Here is a 16626-nt window from a genome sequence, read left to right on the forward strand (position 1 = left end):
CGTCCTCCTTTTTTTGGTTTAAACAAAATAGACAAAGTTGTATAATGTTCTCAGGTATTAACTAATCTTGGAATTGGAGTTGGTATTGATGATTACAAATGCATTTCCAGCCACTACACCCTGTAATTACACTTTTTTATATCCGCCTGCTATTAGTTCGGACGCGATCCAAAAGAGCCAACATGCGGTCACAATGATATATAGTCCGCTGTCAAACAAAGCGTACATTGCGATCACAAAAGAGAAGGGGATCGGGTTCACGTTTCCGGTAAGCGGCGACCCAATGACAATTGCGCAGAAGTTCGGCGAAATCCCTTGGGAAGAAGTAGAGATTGCAAATGACAACGGGATATTCACTTACAAAAAAGCGCCTTCTTACAACGAGATGGTAAATTACTTCTCAGACAGCGCAACTTAAACACCCTTCCTGCCCAGTATCTTTAGTGCGCGCATAATACAGCGTCTTAATGCCTTTGTGGTGCGCGTATAGGTCAATCCGATTCAGATCACGCGTCGTCATCGTATCTTTTAAAAACAGCGTAAATGAGATGCCTTGGTCGACGTGCTGCTGAATCGTTGCGATCATATCGACCACTTTAAACATGTCCATATCGTATGCTTCTTTATAGAAGAACCAGTTTTGCGCTGAAAGACCCGGCATTGGATAGTACGTCTTCGAGTTTCCGTAAGTCCGCTCCTCAATACGCTCCATAATCGGCATGACCGAAGCTGTCGCCGATTGCACATACGAAATAGATCCGTTAGGCGCAATCGCAAGTCTATAGGCGTGGTAAAGGCCGTGTATATTTACGTTATCGCGTAAGACTTCCCATTCGAGTGGCGTTGGAATCACGACGTCTTTAAACAACGCCCGCACTTTATCCGTTTTTGGTCGGTAATCCCCTTCGAAATACTTCTCGAAATACTCACCGCTCGCATACGTTGATCCTTCGTATCCTTCAAACGTTGATCCCGTTTCCTGCGCCAATTCATTCGAACGCACCAGCGTCCAGTAATTAACCGTCGCGAAGAATACGTTAGCAAAGTCACGCGCTTCTTCCGATTCGTAGGCGATGCCATTTTGCGCTAGATAGCCGTGGAGGTTCATTGCGCCGAGTCCGATAGAACGCATTTCACGGTTAGCCTTTGCGACGGCTGGCGCGTTTTTAATATTCGTAGATTCAGAGACGACCGTAAGCGCATCGACGGCCAATTTGACGGCGTTCTCGATCGAGCCGCCCGCCATTACATTCGCGATATTAAGAGAGCCGAGATTGCACGAAATATCTAAGCCGATATCGTCCGGTTCGCCGTAGTCGGTGTACTGCGATACTTTACTGCTCTGAAGCACCTCAGAACAGAGATTAGAGAATTTAACACGGCTAATATGATTCAACGCATGTTCACGGTTAACGTTATCTTGAAACATCATATACGGATACCCCGACTCGGAACGCAGCACGGCCATTTTTTCGAGCAACTGACGCGGGTTAATCCGTTCTTTACGTACCGCCGGATTATTTACGAGTTCATCGTACATTGCGCCGATATCCATCTCGTCAAGATGCGTGCCGTATGCTTTGTAGACCGTGTGTGGGTAGAAAACGTAAGTCGGACGATCTTCTCGCGCTAATTCAATGAACTTATCTGGCACAACGACACCGATAGATAGCGTTTTGACGCGGACGTCTTCATCAGCCGAGATTTTCTTCGTATCTAAGAAATCGTTTATGTCCGCGTGGAATACGTTTAGATACGCAGCACCCGCACCTTGCCGCTGGCCCATCTGATCCGCATATCGGAACGCATTATCGAGCAGCTTCATTACGCCAACTACGCCTTTTGTCGCTCCGGCAACGTCCTTGATCGCCTCGCCTTTTGCGCGAATCTTCGAGAGGTTAAGCGATACGCCTCCGCCCGACTTCGATAACTGCATTGAAATGTCGATTGCGCGCGAGATATCGTTCAGCGAATCGTTAACTTCGAGCAGGAAACACGACACCATCTCGCCTCTACGTTTGCGTCCGGCGTTTAGGAACGTAGGAGTCGCCGGCTGGTATTCCTGGCGGATCATTAGTTTCGCAAACTCTATCGCTTTGGCTCCGTCACCTTTTCCGAAGTACAGCGCACAGCAAGCGATGCGATCTTCGTAGCGTTCGAGAATCTTTTTGCGGTCGTTCGTCTTCAGCGCGTAGTCATTGTAAAACTTAAACGCGCTCATGAACGAAGGGAATCGGAACTTGGCGGCATAGGCCGTTTTATAGACCGCTTTGATTTCCTCGAATGTATAAGCGTCTAGGAACTCCGTCTCGTAGTAATCGTTATCGCGTAGGTAGTCGAGCTTCTCGCGTAAGTCGTGGAAAAATACGGTGTTTTGATTTACGTAGTCTATAAAATAAGCACGGACGGCTTCTCCGTCTTTCTCGAATTGAAACCGTCCGTCTTTTTGAATCATAATTTCGTTATTTAACTCGATGTGTCTCTTCAAAGCGCCTTCACCCTTTCCGTGAATAATCTAACGTCCTCTTCCGTCCCTGCTAATTCGAATTTGCCGATCACCGGCACGTCGTAAAGCGTCGCAATAACGTCGGCAGCCGCGCCAAAGCCGTCTCCCCAAGCACGATTGCCTGACGCAGCCACTCCGACCATCCAATCGCCGTTATCCTTAAGCCATTCGCTTACCGTTGCGGGCGGCTGTCCGAAGTCGTAAGTCGGCGTTACGAGCACGAACGGTTCCTCGACGACCTCGCCCGTCTTGACTTCGCGTGCCTGACCGCCTAGTCCGGTCTTAGCGATGAACCGCCGCACGTTCCCCGTCAGCGAGTAGAAATATACGTTCACGGCTGAACTCCGGTCGCGTACGCTAATAGCACCGCAGTAGGAATGATCAATAAAACGAGGCCGGCGATTTTCGTCGTGATTTCTTCGAACGTCTTCGCCTTTGTGCCGCCTACAAATATAATGAGAATCGCGAGGCTGAATAGCGCTACGTACGTAATCATTCGTCTTCACCAGCCTCGACGTCTAATGCCGCCAATTCAGATTCGAGAGCATCGACTTTTTCGTTCAGATAGTTGAGCTCGCCTTCTAAGTCGTCGATTTTATTTTCGGTAACCTCAACCAAGTCGTATAATTCGAAAAGTTCCGCTTCCATATCTTCGTATTTTCTCATCCGCGAGCACCCTTTCTGATATCGTCCATACTCCGCCCTAACTTATTTAACTGCCGTTCAACCTCTGCGCTTCCTTCCTCGCCAAAGTATGCCGGATCTGCGCCGAAAACTTTAGTCGCTGCTTCCATCGCCTTGGCAAAAATAGCATCGTTAATATCCGTCATCCGCGTCCACCTCTCCGTTCAATTTCCGCTTCTAATTCCGCAATCCTAGCCACCGTCCGGTCACGTTCGATTTCCGTTTCAACACGTTTCAGTTCAAGCCGACTCAGTGTGTATTCATGGTCGCCTAGATCCGATTCAAGACGCCGCTTCATGTCGAGTAAATTTGCGATTGGTGCAACGAAAATGTCTCCGTATTCCATCGTTATTTACCTCCGATCGTGTCGAGGATTTCTTTGATTGCGTAGTATTCCGGATTGAGAACCGCTTTGATTCCACTTGAAGCGATGATAATCGAAAGAACTAACAAAACCACACCGATAATAATGCCCCACACAATACCGTCAAATATCTCGTTTGTTACTTTGTTATCGGTTCTTTTCAATACCCGAATAATAATTATCGAAATTGCTACGGCCACAAGCGCAAATATAACTGCGACTCCTATCTTTGTAGCACCCTCAACTACCGCCTGCTTAACGAGCACCCCGTAAACATGTTCCGCCGCCACTCCGAGCTTTGCGGCCAATTTGTCGATGTAAGCCATCGCTTTATCCATTTGCGCCCGCCTCCTTAGTTTCTCGGATAAATGAGAAATCATTATCGCGAAGAAGTGCGTGTAGAACCGAAGCAACTCGGTTGACTACGTCTTCATCTTGCGTCATAAAACCGGCTTCATTAAATACTGCGTGTGTCAATTCGTGGATTAAAACGTTATTCGTTCGTGTAGGTGATAACTCTTTTTCGATCTGAATACTCGTATCTTGATAGGTAACCTGGCCCCATAACTGATGAAGTCTATGCAGTTCGGGTACTAATTCAACGGAGTAATCAACGCCGCCAACACGAAATACCTTACCGTCTATCATCTACTTCGCCTCCTTCGTTGCACTCTCGATCGCTTTCCGAACCGCCAATCCGTTAAGTACGTGCGTAAATTCAATCGAGTTCTTATGGTCGCCTGTATAGTGGTTATACATGACTCCGAGAGCCGTGCTTGCAGCCGTAAAGAATTCCGTTAAGTCGACGTTCTTTAATTCCGCAATAAAATGCTCGGATTCTTCGTGGAAAACTTCCTCCAATGCGCCTGCAATTTTGATTGCGTACTCGTCGTGCTTATCCATCCGAATCACTCCATATCGATTTTATAGTCGGTCGTAATCGTGTTTTCCGGTAAGTTAATTAGCCCCCTGTACACACGGCTAAGTAGTAAGGAATCCGTCGTAAATTAACGCAAAAAGCATCGCGAATGAACCGATAAATACTCCTGATAAAACGGCAACCGCATAATCTTGAAAATTATCGAAAGCATATCCGAATGATCTGCACAGTACAAATCCGCCAACTATCGAAAGCACAATAACCGCAACAATTGATCCTGCGTCCATCTATTCCGCCCCTTTCCGTTTCTCAATTACGCCTTCACGAACTAGATACGAAAGTCCAACCGCCACCGCATCCGATTCATCATCCGTACGAAACGTAAAGTCATCCGATAACGCAAGCATCCGCCTTACCCCCGCCTCTACTTCGTCCTTTGATGCGCTGCCTTTTCCAGTCACATCCCTCTTAACTGTGGTCGGCGGTATCTCTACATCGGCCTTGTATCCATATTTACCAAGCGCCATATCAATGACCGACCATGCTCCGAACACTGTTTGCGTCGACCTCTTATTTCGCCCACCCGTGAAATGTTCGCGGACAACTACGTCAAATGGTCCGTATTCGTGCAGAACCATTGTCGTTGCGGCTTCGATATAAGAGTAGCGATGGCTATCCGGCGATTGGCTTGTCGTGCTGACAGATGCTACGTGAACGAGGTTGATACGCGGCCCTGACTTTAGGTGCTTAACTTCGAGGACTGCGAAGCCTGGATTCGTGGATATGTCCAGCGCAAGGATGCGAATAGGCTTGGCGGCGGTCATCCTAACCACCGATAGAATTCGATTTTCTCCGTCTTTAACGCCTCTGCCGCAAGTTTTTCCGGGTTATCTGCACCATTTGCGATTGCCTTTAAAACCTCCGTATACAATTCGTCTTCCATGCCGTGAGCCGTCTCGTCATCTTCAGCTTCGGCTACTTGTCGGATATCTTCGACACGTTTCATAACGTCATCTACCGTCATCAAACCGCCTCCCCTTCTCGTACTCTCTCGATAAATGCGAGCGCCTCTGCGTACTGCTGCTTTGTGCTTGCGTACATTCCCGACCTACGAACCTGCGCTACTTTCTCGCGGATGGTTTGTAGTTCCTCGTCCGTCAGCGACTTAGCAATCGTAGTTTTATAGTTGTTGAACGTCCATGCTCCGAGATCAAGCGCCGGCGGCGTGCCTGCATCGACAGCATTTCGGATTTCTACGAATCTATCAAGAATCGCGTCAATGTCATGCGGCTTAATTTCGATACCGAACGCTCGGATGTCCGGCGACTTCTCGAACTCACCTTCCGGATAGACCCACGATTTCTTGGACGCATTGACGTAGAGAATAACGTAATAATCGACGCCATACATCGGTCCGTAAGTCACGCATTGTGCTACGTGCTTTGCTTCCGGTTCACGCATCGAGTGTAGCGATGTCTTGGCTGCGGTCGTTTGCTTCGACTTGATTTCGAGGCCAACCCGTAAGATTTCGCCATCCGCCGTCACGTACCGCAGAATACCGTCGCAAGTCCCGTATAGATAAAATGTCTGACCGCCGCGCTCGATCTTATGATTCCGTTTGGCGAAGTCCTCAAATACCGGCGTACCGTCTTCGTTGCGTTCGAAGTCAAACGGACATACACGGCCTGTCTTTTTGCCGAAGTGCTTCGCCATAAACAAAATATCGCGCTGGATCATGTCGCCGATCGCCGTTCCCAGGCGCGTCCATCGTCCTTGATATGGCGGCTTGGCTTCGACGTCCTTTTTCGCGTTCAGTGCCTTGTGATATAGTTCGCGCGGACATGCGTTTGCTGCCGACGGTGAGTAATACGGCCGCTTCGGAAATACGTTTGGCGCGTTCGCATACCATCGGTGAATATCTGCGTCTAGTTGGTTATCCCACGTCTCAGGCAGCGAGTGCCATTCGTTAAGATACGATACAAGTTCATCCGCGATTGATTGCGCAAATGATGGCTCGGAAGAACCGTCGTTACTAAGTAATTGAGCCGCTAATTTTCGTTTGTCTGCCGTCAATTAATCACGTCCTTTTTAGGTTTACAATTCTCGAAGTCCCAATCATCCGGACTGTATTCGTCCATCCAACACGGCTCAATTACCGTGTCACAACCTAACGGAAGTACGAGCGTAAATGTGTTCGTCATAATATCGTCAAATAGCTCGACTGCTTCTTCTGTTAGTTGCTCGTTTGGAGTAGCCGTCTTTAACTCATCGTGAAGCGTCAACGGAAATTCCCAGCCGCGCTCTAAAACACACTCGTAATAAACGCGTATCATGCACATCTGTAAGATATTTGCGCCCGACCCCTGAATCGTGTGGTTAAATGCAGCGCGTTCGCAGCCGCCAGTAAATCGCATCAAGTCCCAAAACTCCGATCGGTCTTCCCATCGTAATTTATTCGTTTTCTTGCCGAGGTCCGGATCGTTTTTGTCCGTAATTCCGCATTTGCGCATCAGTTGGCAAAGTCGTTTGTACTTTTCGACATAGCCCGGAAAGCGCCGCTTCTGCTTAAAGATTGTCGCCGTCCATCCGTGCTTACGTAGGTGTTCGAATGTAGACTCAACCATCCCCTTGAATCCCGGAAGAATCTCGTCAAACTTCTCGTAAGCGACTAACGCCTGATCCTTACCGATCCCAAATGGTATAACGCCTTTATAAAACATATCGAATGCCTGACCGTAGCCAATCGCGAGAAACATCTGCTTCATAGCTTTACGGTAGGCCGGGACGGAATCGTCGGTCCCTTTTACGGATTTATAATAATCCTCCGTACAGATTTCACGCGGGACATCGAATAAGATAGAAGCGAATTCAACGTAAGGGTCTAACCCACGTCGGTACATATCCGCAAATATCTCATCGTTAAATTCTGTCGCCATTCTATGCGCTTGTATTCTCGGTTCAATTGACGATAAATCTGATCCAATGAACGTATAGCCTTCCGGTGGTTTAAACGCCATTCGTACGCGCTGACCTTTTTCAGTTCGCGACGGAATGTTTTGAATGTTCCGCCCCTTTTCCGTCTTCTTTGGCGCATCTACTAATAGACGCATGTATTCTAGAAAATTCTTATCGTTGATATCGTTTCTGTAAATCTCGTTATCTTTTCCTGTGTACTTTTTCGAACTGTAGCGCCCCGTCGATACAGTTTGTAATTGCGTATGAAGACGCCCATCTACATCCTTAACGTTAGGAATTCGATTGATGAACGTTCCTAATAACGTAGATAGTTCCGAAAATGTCGCAAGTGGCTTCAAGCGTGCGTCTTCTTTAAAATACAGCGCGAGAACGTCCTTACTTACGGCGCGTGTTTTTTTCTTGTCGATAATTTTCGTCTTATCTTCAATTCCGAGAACGTCGTAGATTAAATACTGTAGGTGTTGGTCGGAGTCTAGGTTAAATTCGTGTATGAAATCGGGTGCATTCTCCGGAATAGCAGACGCGAGTGGCTCTGTTTTGTATTTCCGGATACGCTCTTTAAGCTGCGTGTATTTCTTGGTTGTCGGATTCGCTTTCTGTAGTTCCGCCTCACATTTCGCAAGCATATCTTTCTGCTTCGCAATTTGCTTTTCGCGGTTTTCTTGCCATGCTCGGATTTTATCTCCTTTTATGTGCATCGACATTGAACGTAAGAACTCGGCATCGATTCCGTATGCTTCGTTAATATCATCTATCGCTTTCTGTAACTGCGGTTCATACTCCGATTTAAGGCGCAACAATTCAGCATCATCGATTACAAAGCCAGTTCGCTCGATCGTCGTGTTAACCTCGTATAGATATTGACGGATCTCAAAGTACGGATAGTATAAGTCGTCGATTTTCAACATCATATCGATCTGCCAACGAGTTAGATACCAGCCTTTTTCAACGTCCTTTATCGCGTAAATGCCTACGATCTCAGGCGAATAGATCATCGGAGAACCTTTTCCGAATAGATCCTCGAAAGTGTATCCGTCTAAATGCGTCGTTCCCGTATGTTCTTTGTATTTCGTATCTAGTTCCTTCAGGCCAAACGACGGCTCGTGTTCGTTCATTAATCGAGCAGCATCAAGTGAGTCGTATCGGAATCCTTTCGGTTTCAGCCCGTCATTCAAGAACATAGCGTAGTCAAAGGGCGTATTGTGGAACGATTTTATGTGTCGTGCGTCTTCGATAAATACTCGGCAGATATCAAGCGCAGCCGATCGCGTACATTGTTCATCTTCGGTTAAATGACCGTACGCGACGTAGTAACCTTCGTTTAAGCACGGGAGCCAAAACGAATAGCCGCCCGACATATCCATAAACGTATCTGTACCGGATGTCTCCGTATCCCATTCCGTAAATGAAACGGCCAAAGGAACTTCGATGCCACGCTCGGCTAATTTGCTGCGAATATGCGTATTGTTGAATAGATCGAATACTTTTCGGAACCACGGATCTAGTTGCTGCGCCTGAACTTCGGCTCGTAATCGTTCGATCATAGGCGCCAGGTCGGCGTCCTTTGTAATAATGTAGTAGTTATCAGGCTTCGTTCTTAGCGTCTCCTGCATACGTTCGTGTCGCAAAGATTCGTTTTCTTTTTCAAGGTGACGGCGTCCGATTGCGCATGCTTCAGTTTTAGTCAGCTTCGTATTTTTAGTACGTACTAGCTCGCCGGCTTTCTGCGCTCGCCATGCCGCTTCAAATTCGCGACGTTCTTTATCGGAGAATTTACACGTTCTCTTCAAGCGATCGAATGCTTCGTCTAACGTTTCCTCTGACTTGGCCGCTTGCTTACGTTTAGCAACGTCGACCGCCGGCGCCGCCTTACTCGCAGTTACGTTTAGTTTTAACGGCCTGATTTCCACGTCGCGTCCTCCCTCCCGTTTAAAATTCGATGGTTTCCGTCCACTTCCGTTTATGAACCGTCTCAATTTCCGCATAAAACTCCGACCAGCAGTCACCGTCGCAACAATACACTTCGTAAAGTGAATCGTAAACGGCGGACTGGCCTTCGTTAATAGGCGCTTGGCAGGCGGTGCATTTAGCTGCGATCAAAACGTGCCTCGACCGGAGTGATTAGCGTGAGTCTTGATGTAGGTAAGAAGTATTCTTCTAGAGCACCCCTGTAGTCTATCGCGCCGATTTTCGGGCCTCTATAACACTCTGAATCTACGATAACTTCTCCGATACCCTCATTCATAAATAAAACTGGATCATCATACGCAACAATATCGCCGACTTTATACTCGTCAACTTTGCGGTCGATCTTCGCCCATTTCGCTTCGATAGAACGTTTTGCTTCCGCTTCTTTGGCGGCTGCGACTTCGTCTTCGGTTGCGAGGACTATATCGGATTCTTGCGCCCAAAAGTAGTCGCCGGCTCCTTTACCCGTAATAACGTCGCATCTAAAAGGAATATTACCGCGATCATCTTCCGTAATCTTAACGATATCTCCTGTAATAGAGATTTCTCCCTCATCGACCACCTTCGCATAATCACCGACTTTTAGTCGTGTATACTTTTTTCGGAAAGCTACACCTTTTTCAATGCTTTGCGTGTATGATGCGTTACCTATAGAGGCTGTCGGAATTACGATGCCGCCCTCTTCGTGTTTTTTAGTCGAATAAAAAGCGCCGGCTGCTCCGCCGATAACGAAATGCCCTTCCTTTAGTAAGAACAAATCGCCCGCCTCAACGGGACTTTCCGTCTTCTCATACTCCGCACCTTCATACGCAACTTTTGTGATTTCTCCGTCCACCATATCGAGCGTCTTTACGCCTTTTAATGCCGCCATCGTTTCGTCCTCCTTTGATTGACCGTCCGACCCGGTAAGGTCAAACCGCCTCCGCTTCGTTTTCTAGGGCCGCCAAGAATGCGCGGTCCAAGTTCAGTTTGAGTTCGTGCCATGCTCGGACGCCTTCGTTCTTACGCGGCATCCAATAGTCCGTAATATTGCGACATTCGAACATATACGCTTTGGTCTCGTGGTCTTCGATTAGCACGCCGATAAAATAATCCGTATCAGATTTCGTATAAGCCTGACCGGTGTTCTTCCGTCCACTGACCGTTAAGCACCCGCGGCTGTCCCGACGGTCACGAATCGTCTTGACCTGAATACGTTTGATTGCGCCCGTAATCGGCTCGGCCGCGAGAATATCATACGGTTCTTCGGTTTCCGGCTTACTAACGCCTGACCAGCCGGCCGCCATTAAGGCAGCGCGAGCGATCAGTTCGGCGAATTTGCCAATCGTTTCTTCTTTGTGCGCCATACTCAGTCCTCCTTCACGCCGTGTGAGGCGAGGATCTCGTCGATATTTCTAGCGATTAATGCCCCGTTCGCTTCCGTATCTCTTAGATATCCGAAATCTTCATTCCAGTGGGTCGACAATCTCCTTCTTAAATCACCGATAATTACCTCACAAGCCGAGGCCGATAACACGATCAACTCCGCCAACGAAACTTCTACGGTGACCTTTTTCGATAAATCTAACGTCTGCGCTTCCGTTTTAACTTCCCGCATCTATACGCCCTCCTTAAAATGGCAAGTCTTCTTCGGCTGGTAGTTCGTCGTCTGCTGCGCTGCCGTCAAGCGATTCTTCGATCAGCGCCAAGTTAAAGCCCGCCGCGACAAGGTTTTCGAGCATTTCCTTTTCGTCTGCTTCGTAAATTAAGCCGTCAAATAACGTCATATCGAATTCCTTACCGTTTTGATCGGTAAAATGCTTGCGTTCAGCTTCCGTCAAGTCTTCTTCCATATCGATAAGAGGTGTTAATGAAACGACTGTGTTCGTACCTGAACCGGACTTCTCCAATTCAAACGCGATACGGCCTAGCTTCTTTTCCTGCTTTTTAATGACCGCGTGAACCGTCGTAGCTTGCGTTTTAGAAAGGTCGACGATGATCGGCAGCCCCGTTTCAAGGTTAATAAAACCGAGCGCATATCGTTCTTTGACGCGATACTTAGCCGCCTCTTGCTTAGCTGCCTCTTCCGCTTTGGCGTCGCCTCGATCAGCCGCCGCTTTCTTTTGGTCTTGGTAATACTTCCACGCGCGATCCCATGACGTTAGATTCGACTCAGGAAAGCCGTTTTTGTTTAGCGTGCTCGGATTAGCCGCCGAGAACGAATTTACTTTCTTATAGATTCCGTATGAAAAGAAGCGAATTAGATCGAAAGCACTCATAACGCGTACCTTATAAACCGTTCCCGTCTTAAAGCTCGCAAACTCGGCGCTATTACCTCCGCCGCCTCCTTCATTTGTTGCGTTCAATGCGTTTAGAGCGTCAGCTCCGCTAGTGTACTTTGTCATCCGATTACCTCCGTTAATTTGTTTTAGGGTTTGACCCTCGCAAAACACCGGTATCTGCGCCCGAGACGCCGCCAGCGCATGGCATAGCGACGCGACAGTTTTACTTAACGAACGCCCCGGTATTCTCCGAGCGTCGGCGGTCATTCGCCGCCTTTAGTCCGTCTTTCTTCGCGTACAAGCGACCAGTACATGCCGCCGATTATGAATGTCGAGATGCTGCCTACGAATGCGAAATACATTAGGAAATCGTCAAACATACGCAGCCACTCCTCTCGCATAGCGTGTTACCTTGCGCTTGAGTTCGAGTGATTCGGTAGGCAGTTCATCGACGCGCATTTGAACGGCATTAATTCGAGCCTGTAGCGCCATTCTTTTAGCTTTCGAACGAGTACGTTTGAGTTCTTCGCCTAGCCAACGCAGTTCTTCGTCTAATTCCTCCGAGAACGTTTCTGTTTTACTAAGCGCCTCGTTTGCGTTCTTTTGTACGATATTATAGGCGTCAATAAGTAAACGCTTGGCGATTGATCCGGCGTTATCTTTTTCTTTATAAACGGTAATAACGACGTTTGAGTCTACCGCAAAATGAATAACTACGCCTTTACTCGCGTACATACGTGCCTCTTTTCCGGATTCATCTACGGTGATTCCGAGATACCGGGCGTGCTCCATTTTCTGCGCGATCCAATTACGTGCGGCATAATGATTGTCGATACCAAACCGCTCTCTAAACCGCTTCTTTGCGTGGTGGGTTATGGTTATTTCGGAAGGTTTCATCCGACGCGCACCGCCTTGATCGTATTCGGTCGGTAATAGTCCGCCGGATCATCTTCGCGGTTTAGTGCGCCTTCGTATTGTAATTCCGTTAATTTTTGGATGTTTACTACGGGTGGGAAATCGTTTGTAGGTTGTTTCATAGTACGTTAGTCTCCTTTTCGATTAGGTTAAACGTACTAGACGGAGGGTTGTTCGCATGGTGTTCGCTTGAAATTCGATTCTCAATCGATTATCATTAAAATACGTAGCGAAGCCCTCGTGCCTAGATACGTGATTATGGCGTGTTATACAGACAGGTAAGCGTTACGCTCGCCGTATTTTGATGCGTCGTAGTTTTCCGCTAATCCTTTAATAACGCGCTCAACTTTCTTATAGTGAACGCCCACTTTTTTTCCGATTGATGAGTAGGTTGGTCGTTCGCTCGCAAGATGCTCGGTAACGATTGCTCTCGTTATTGAGTCAGTATTTTCTGTGAGGGCCTTGATAAGTTGCCGCTTATCATGGTCCGTTTTTGTTTCCCCAAAAGTATGTGAAATTACGTACTCCTCAAGATTGAAGTGCTCATCGGATTCAAATGTTGCCGCATTTTCCTCCGAAGTTGTACCAACTGGTATTCTTCTACTAACGTAAGTCATTTGTTTCCCTCTTGTGAAATCTATGGCGCATCTAAATAATTGGACTTTCAGGTGGCCTTCAATATCAATGCTTCTTGATGAGTCGAAGTTATCGATACAAAACCATAATCTCTCGTTGAGGACGCTAACCATGTCATCGAAAAGAAGTCGACAATTTCTAGTATATTTCGAAGCAACCCCTTTGATTAGATATTGAAAGTGTTCAAAGACTTGATTAAATAATTGAGGGTCTTTTGTAGATTGATAAGTCTGTATGACCGCTATTAAGTTTTTGTTTTTCTTCAACTAAATCACCTCTCACTTATAACTGCGTAATCAGAACAAAGGACGGACACGAGTTTGTGTTTTTTTTATAATTTTTCTTCCATGACCATATAGTACCAAAAACAATTATGTAATCTTTGAAAGTTGAAAAACTAAAAAAAGATTTTGATTTTAAACTAGATTCTATTTTTAGGCAAAAAAAAGAAGCCTAATGGCCTCGTTATCCTCCTGGACGTATATCTGCTGTTTTATACGGTTGATCTGCTTCTAAAGCGCCTTCCGTCCCTTTGTTAAGCTGTACAGTTGATACCGCGATTACTGAAATCAATAAAACACTCAATAAAATTTTCTTCAAAATAAAGCATCCCCTTTTTCGTGTAGTTGTAGTTTGAAAACGTATCAATTAGGTACTTAGGCACCCCAGCGTCTTTGAAATCTCTCATTACTAACGCTGAAAAGAAAAAGTCTGAGTTGAAAAGGAATTGACGATGGCACTCAAATAACCCTTCGACACTACCTGTTTTATATTTTTCAAGGTATATGTAAAAGTCGTCTTTTCTCTCTTCGTATATCACCTCCTTTAATTGAGCTAATAATGCCGAAAGTTTATCAGGGTCTTTTCTATTAACATACGCCTCAGCGAGAAGGAAGTTGTTTTTTGCGTTTGTAATAACGAAATCAACACCCGTTCTATAAGCATATTTATAGCTCTCTTCGAACAAAGACATTGCGTCCCGCTTCCCTTTTGACATCGCAATCATCCCCAAAATATAGTTCGCGTCGGAAACGGACTTATTAGAGATATTTCCATTCTTTATAATAGTTGCGTAGTGTTTGGCTGCGCTTAGATTATTCAAACGTAAGAATACGGGCGACATTAACTCTGCATAACGATGAACGTAGCACTCTTTAATGAAGAGTTTCTTTTTGCCCCCTAGCGATTTGATGTTATCGCCGATTGAAGGTGCTTTGTCTAGGATTGAATGAATTTCACCTTTTCCATAATAACCATAACACATATAAATAGAAGATAATATTCGCAATTCTTTATGCCTACTTTTTGAGAAGAAGCTCATCTCCTCTACCATACTGTCAATACTTATTTCTGCGTTGATGTACTTCAATATAGTTCGGTAAATCTGCACATGATCTTCTAGACCGAAAGTCTTCGCGTGAGTATTGATTAGTTCTGTTAGTAAATCTGTATTCCTTGTGACTGCTGCGTACTCCATCATTTGTTTTAAGTAATCATTATTATCAGTCTTTTGAATCGACAAACACCATTCGGTAATTTTTTTATTGGAGTTATTCGGAAATAGGAAATGTGCGAGGATTACAAGTGACCTAAAACTAATTGTCCCATTGTTCCGGAAGTGTGTCATGGTTGATTTATCTGCTCGAATGATTTTTGCGATCTCTTTATACTTTAAATCACTATCTTCAATCAAACTACATAATTCTCGTCTAATCGATTCCAAAAGCTCTGACCCCCTTCATTGTTCCTTGTCTTTTTATATAAGTTGAGTATAATTGAAGTATACTATATATGTTCGCGTACGTAAACATATATTTTTAATATTTTCCATAAATTATTGGAGGTGTATGAATTGGTTGATTTCTCCCCGCTCTTTGACACTTTGAGAGAGCAAGGTAAATCCAAAAGTTATTTGCGCAATTTTATGTCGTCATCTACTCAGGCTAAAATTACGAAAGAGCCTGCGATGAACGGCGCTAACTTAGAGTTCCGCGTAATAGAACGTATTTGCCTCGAATTGGACGTACCTATCGAAAAGGTTGTCCGAATTCTACCAAATCCGCCCGAATGACGATGGAATCGGCGCGGTTATGTGGTATAATTTCCTTCGTAAAGCACGCATTTTGCTTTGCGGAGGTGTTTATCTCGCAGTATTCGGTCGTCGATTGCCGGATAAAGGAGCTGTGTTATAAACGCGGTTATACTCTTATTCAACTCGCAGAAATGGTCGGAATCTCAAAAACGCAGCTTTCCGATTATATAGCGCTTAGAAACGTCCCTAACGTTGAAATGGCGTATTCTATTGCGCGCTGCCTCGACTGCCCGGTCGAAGACTTATATAATTGGCGTCCTTTATCCGGTAGCAACACGGAGGGTTAAGACAACCTCCGCCGACCGAAAGTTCGGATATTCCCGAACCTTACGTTAATACTTACCGCCTCCGCACGATCAACAACTCGCTTAAGAGCGCCCTCACCTTCCGCCATCAATAATTCATTCGCATCTTTGTACCCTTTCGTTATATAACCGTGCGCAAGCCTGACTTTGCCGCGCATCTTTAGCTCGACCTCCTCCCGCAATTTCTCACCGGCTTCGTCGTTGTCAGATACTACTATTAAATATTCGATCGGTGACTGCGCAATTATGTCCGCCTTTCGATCGGAAAATTTACTGCCGCCTGTCGCAATGCCGCAAAAGCCTGCCGTACGCCACGAAAGCGCATCGATTTCAGCCTCGGCAAGAACGGCTACTTTGGCGCGATCAGCATAAACGGTGTCTATGCCGTAGATTAATTCACGGATCGGCCATCCGCCTTTTGCGTACCAAAACGCTTTATTACGGGTCGATCGGTACTTCACGTTTGCTAGGCGTTTATCAGGCAGCCGCCACGGAATCACCACCGTTTGTCCGACTATACCTACGCCTGCTTCGCGCTGGACTTCTTCGCTTATGCCGCGATTAGTTAAGTACGCATTCGGACCGATTTTAACCTCGTCCAGTAAAGTCTCGGCTAATGGACGCCTAGGCTCAACGATTTTTAAACGAGGAACACGGAGTTTTAGTCGCGTTTCGCCTTCGCCAGTACCGTAAGTCTCGGTGAGATAATAAGCCGTCTCTTCCTCGGTTTCTTCACGTAGGAACGCAAGTAATTTAATGAAGCCGCCGCGTTCGCCCGTGCCGCTATCCCCGAAATAGCCGGCTTTTGCGGTCGGAGTGTCTTCGTAGTAAACGTAAAAACTAGGAGTCCGATCGTCGCGAAAAGGGCTTGCCGCTGTTAAACGGTCAGAATGCCAAGTCGGCCTATCCCATTCGAATCGCTCTAATTCTTCGCGTATGTCGACGTCCGTCGGGACGCCATTGATCGTAATGATCGACATGTATATACGACTCCTTTCGTTATATTACACTATTCTCATCGACATTGTAGTCGTAATTT

At 46.3% G+C, this 16626-nt stretch carries 25 protein-coding genes; 2 read left to right on the plus strand and 23 right to left on the minus strand.

Going from position 1 to position 16626, the window contains the following annotated elements; all coding sequences use genetic code 11:
- Positions 1-88: 88 nt before the first annotated feature.
- Positions 89-418 carry a hypothetical protein gene (locus NSQ72_RS15905; RefSeq protein WP_268475203.1) on the plus strand — a complete coding sequence of 110 codons (330 nt, stop codon included), beginning with the start codon at positions 89-91 and terminating at the stop codon, positions 416-418.
- Here the strand turns inward: NSQ72_RS15905 and nrdE are convergent.
- The 22 genes from nrdE to NSQ72_RS16015 form a co-directional block, all read right to left on the minus strand.
- Complete coding sequence (nrdE, locus tag NSQ72_RS15910) at positions 401-2488, minus strand: class 1b ribonucleoside-diphosphate reductase subunit alpha (RefSeq protein ID WP_445285748.1); 2088 nt, start codon at positions 2486-2488, stop codon at positions 401-403. The two genes, NSQ72_RS15905 and nrdE, sit on opposite strands and share 18 nt — an antisense overlap.
- Positions 2485-2841, minus strand: coding sequence for a class Ib ribonucleoside-diphosphate reductase assembly flavoprotein NrdI (gene nrdI / locus NSQ72_RS15915; RefSeq protein WP_341084576.1), 357 nt, complete (start codon positions 2839-2841; stop codon positions 2485-2487). The genes nrdE and nrdI overlap by 4 nt, the downstream gene beginning before the upstream one ends.
- Complete coding sequence (locus NSQ72_RS15920) at positions 2838-3002, minus strand: hypothetical protein (protein WP_165783676.1); 165 nt, start codon at positions 3000-3002, stop codon at positions 2838-2840. The genes nrdI and NSQ72_RS15920 overlap by 4 nt, the downstream gene beginning before the upstream one ends.
- Positions 2999-3172 (minus strand): hypothetical protein, encoded by a 174-nt coding sequence (locus NSQ72_RS15925; protein ID WP_341084578.1) that lies wholly within the window; start codon positions 3170-3172, stop codon positions 2999-3001. The genes NSQ72_RS15920 and NSQ72_RS15925 overlap by 4 nt, the downstream gene beginning before the upstream one ends.
- On the minus strand, positions 3169-3336 hold the full coding sequence (locus NSQ72_RS15930) for a hypothetical protein (protein ID WP_341084580.1): 168 nt from the start codon (positions 3334-3336) through the stop codon (positions 3169-3171). Before NSQ72_RS15930 ends, NSQ72_RS15925 begins: the two co-directional genes overlap by 4 nt.
- Entirely contained in the window at positions 3333-3536 is a 204-nt protein-coding gene (locus NSQ72_RS15935) for a hypothetical protein (protein WP_341084583.1), read from the minus strand. Before NSQ72_RS15935 ends, NSQ72_RS15930 begins: the two co-directional genes overlap by 4 nt.
- A gap of 2 nt (positions 3537-3538) precedes the next feature.
- Positions 3539-3892 (minus strand): hypothetical protein, encoded by a 354-nt coding sequence (locus NSQ72_RS15940; protein WP_341084584.1) that lies wholly within the window; start codon positions 3890-3892, stop codon positions 3539-3541.
- Positions 3885-4202 (minus strand): ImmA/IrrE family metallo-endopeptidase, encoded by a 318-nt coding sequence (locus NSQ72_RS15945; protein WP_341084585.1) that lies wholly within the window; start codon positions 4200-4202, stop codon positions 3885-3887. The genes NSQ72_RS15940 and NSQ72_RS15945 overlap by 8 nt, the downstream gene beginning before the upstream one ends.
- Positions 4203-4457, minus strand: coding sequence for a hypothetical protein (locus tag NSQ72_RS15950; RefSeq protein ID WP_341084586.1), 255 nt, complete (start codon positions 4455-4457; stop codon positions 4203-4205).
- Positions 4458-4535: 78 nt separating this feature from the next.
- Positions 4536-4721, minus strand: a complete 186-nt coding sequence (locus NSQ72_RS15955) for a hypothetical protein (protein ID WP_341084587.1) — start codon at positions 4719-4721, stop codon at positions 4536-4538.
- On the minus strand, positions 4722-5258 hold the full coding sequence (locus tag NSQ72_RS15960; protein WP_341084588.1) for a crossover junction endodeoxyribonuclease RuvC: 537 nt from the start codon (positions 5256-5258) through the stop codon (positions 4722-4724).
- Positions 5255-5458 (minus strand): hypothetical protein, encoded by a 204-nt coding sequence (locus NSQ72_RS15965; RefSeq protein WP_341084590.1) that lies wholly within the window; start codon positions 5456-5458, stop codon positions 5255-5257. Before NSQ72_RS15965 ends, NSQ72_RS15960 begins: the two co-directional genes overlap by 4 nt.
- Entirely contained in the window at positions 5458-6507 is a 1050-nt protein-coding gene (locus NSQ72_RS15970; RefSeq protein ID WP_341084593.1) for a hypothetical protein, read from the minus strand. Before NSQ72_RS15970 ends, NSQ72_RS15965 begins: the two co-directional genes overlap by 1 nt.
- Complete coding sequence (locus NSQ72_RS15975) at positions 6504-9320, minus strand: DNA polymerase (protein ID WP_341084595.1); 2817 nt, start codon at positions 9318-9320, stop codon at positions 6504-6506. The genes NSQ72_RS15970 and NSQ72_RS15975 overlap by 4 nt, the downstream gene beginning before the upstream one ends.
- A 176-nt stretch (positions 9321-9496) precedes the next feature.
- Entirely contained in the window at positions 9497-10249 is a 753-nt protein-coding gene (locus tag NSQ72_RS15980; RefSeq protein ID WP_341084597.1) for a hypothetical protein, read from the minus strand.
- A 40-nt stretch (positions 10250-10289) separates the two neighbouring features.
- Positions 10290-10724 carry a group I intron-associated PD-(D/E)XK endonuclease gene (locus tag NSQ72_RS15985; protein ID WP_341084599.1) on the minus strand — a complete coding sequence of 145 codons (435 nt, stop codon included), beginning with the start codon at positions 10722-10724 and terminating at the stop codon, positions 10290-10292.
- 2 nt (positions 10725-10726) lie between these two features.
- Positions 10727-10975, minus strand: coding sequence for a hypothetical protein (locus tag NSQ72_RS15990; protein ID WP_341084600.1), 249 nt, complete (start codon positions 10973-10975; stop codon positions 10727-10729).
- Positions 10976-10988: 13 nt separating this feature from the next.
- Positions 10989-11762 carry a hypothetical protein gene (locus tag NSQ72_RS15995; protein WP_341084603.1) on the minus strand — a complete coding sequence of 258 codons (774 nt, stop codon included), beginning with the start codon at positions 11760-11762 and terminating at the stop codon, positions 10989-10991.
- A gap of 249 nt (positions 11763-12011) precedes the next feature.
- Positions 12012-12536, minus strand: a complete 525-nt coding sequence (locus NSQ72_RS16000) for a hypothetical protein (protein ID WP_341084605.1) — start codon at positions 12534-12536, stop codon at positions 12012-12014.
- Positions 12533-12676: a hypothetical protein gene (locus NSQ72_RS16005; RefSeq protein WP_341084608.1), complete on the minus strand. Its 144-nt coding sequence runs from the start codon at positions 12674-12676 to the stop codon at positions 12533-12535. The genes NSQ72_RS16000 and NSQ72_RS16005 overlap by 4 nt, the downstream gene beginning before the upstream one ends.
- 144 nt (positions 12677-12820) lie before the next feature.
- A complete protein-coding gene (locus tag NSQ72_RS16010; protein ID WP_341084611.1) occupies positions 12821-13456 on the minus strand; it encodes a hypothetical protein in 636 nt (211 codons plus the stop codon).
- A gap of 269 nt (positions 13457-13725) precedes the next feature.
- Positions 13726-14913, minus strand: a complete 1188-nt coding sequence (locus tag NSQ72_RS16015) for an AimR family lysis-lysogeny pheromone receptor (RefSeq protein WP_341084613.1) — start codon at positions 14911-14913, stop codon at positions 13726-13728.
- 350 nt (positions 14914-15263) lie between these two features.
- Here NSQ72_RS16015 and NSQ72_RS16020 point away from each other — a divergent pair, with 350 nt between their 5' ends.
- On the plus strand, positions 15264-15569 hold the full coding sequence (locus NSQ72_RS16020; RefSeq protein ID WP_341085046.1) for a helix-turn-helix domain-containing protein: 306 nt from the start codon (positions 15264-15266) through the stop codon (positions 15567-15569).
- On the opposite strand, the gene NSQ72_RS16025 is transcribed toward NSQ72_RS16020, so the two are convergent.
- Complete coding sequence (locus NSQ72_RS16025) at positions 15566-16567, minus strand: toprim domain-containing protein (protein ID WP_341084616.1); 1002 nt, start codon at positions 16565-16567, stop codon at positions 15566-15568. The two genes, NSQ72_RS16020 and NSQ72_RS16025, sit on opposite strands and share 4 nt — an antisense overlap.
- Between the last annotated feature and the right edge of the window lie 59 nt (positions 16568-16626).

Origin of the sequence: Bacillus sp. FSL R5-0659 (genome assembly GCF_038008785.1) — a bacterium.
GTDB classification, from domain to species: Bacteria; Bacillota; Bacilli; order Bacillales; family Bacillaceae; genus Bacillus; species Bacillus safensis.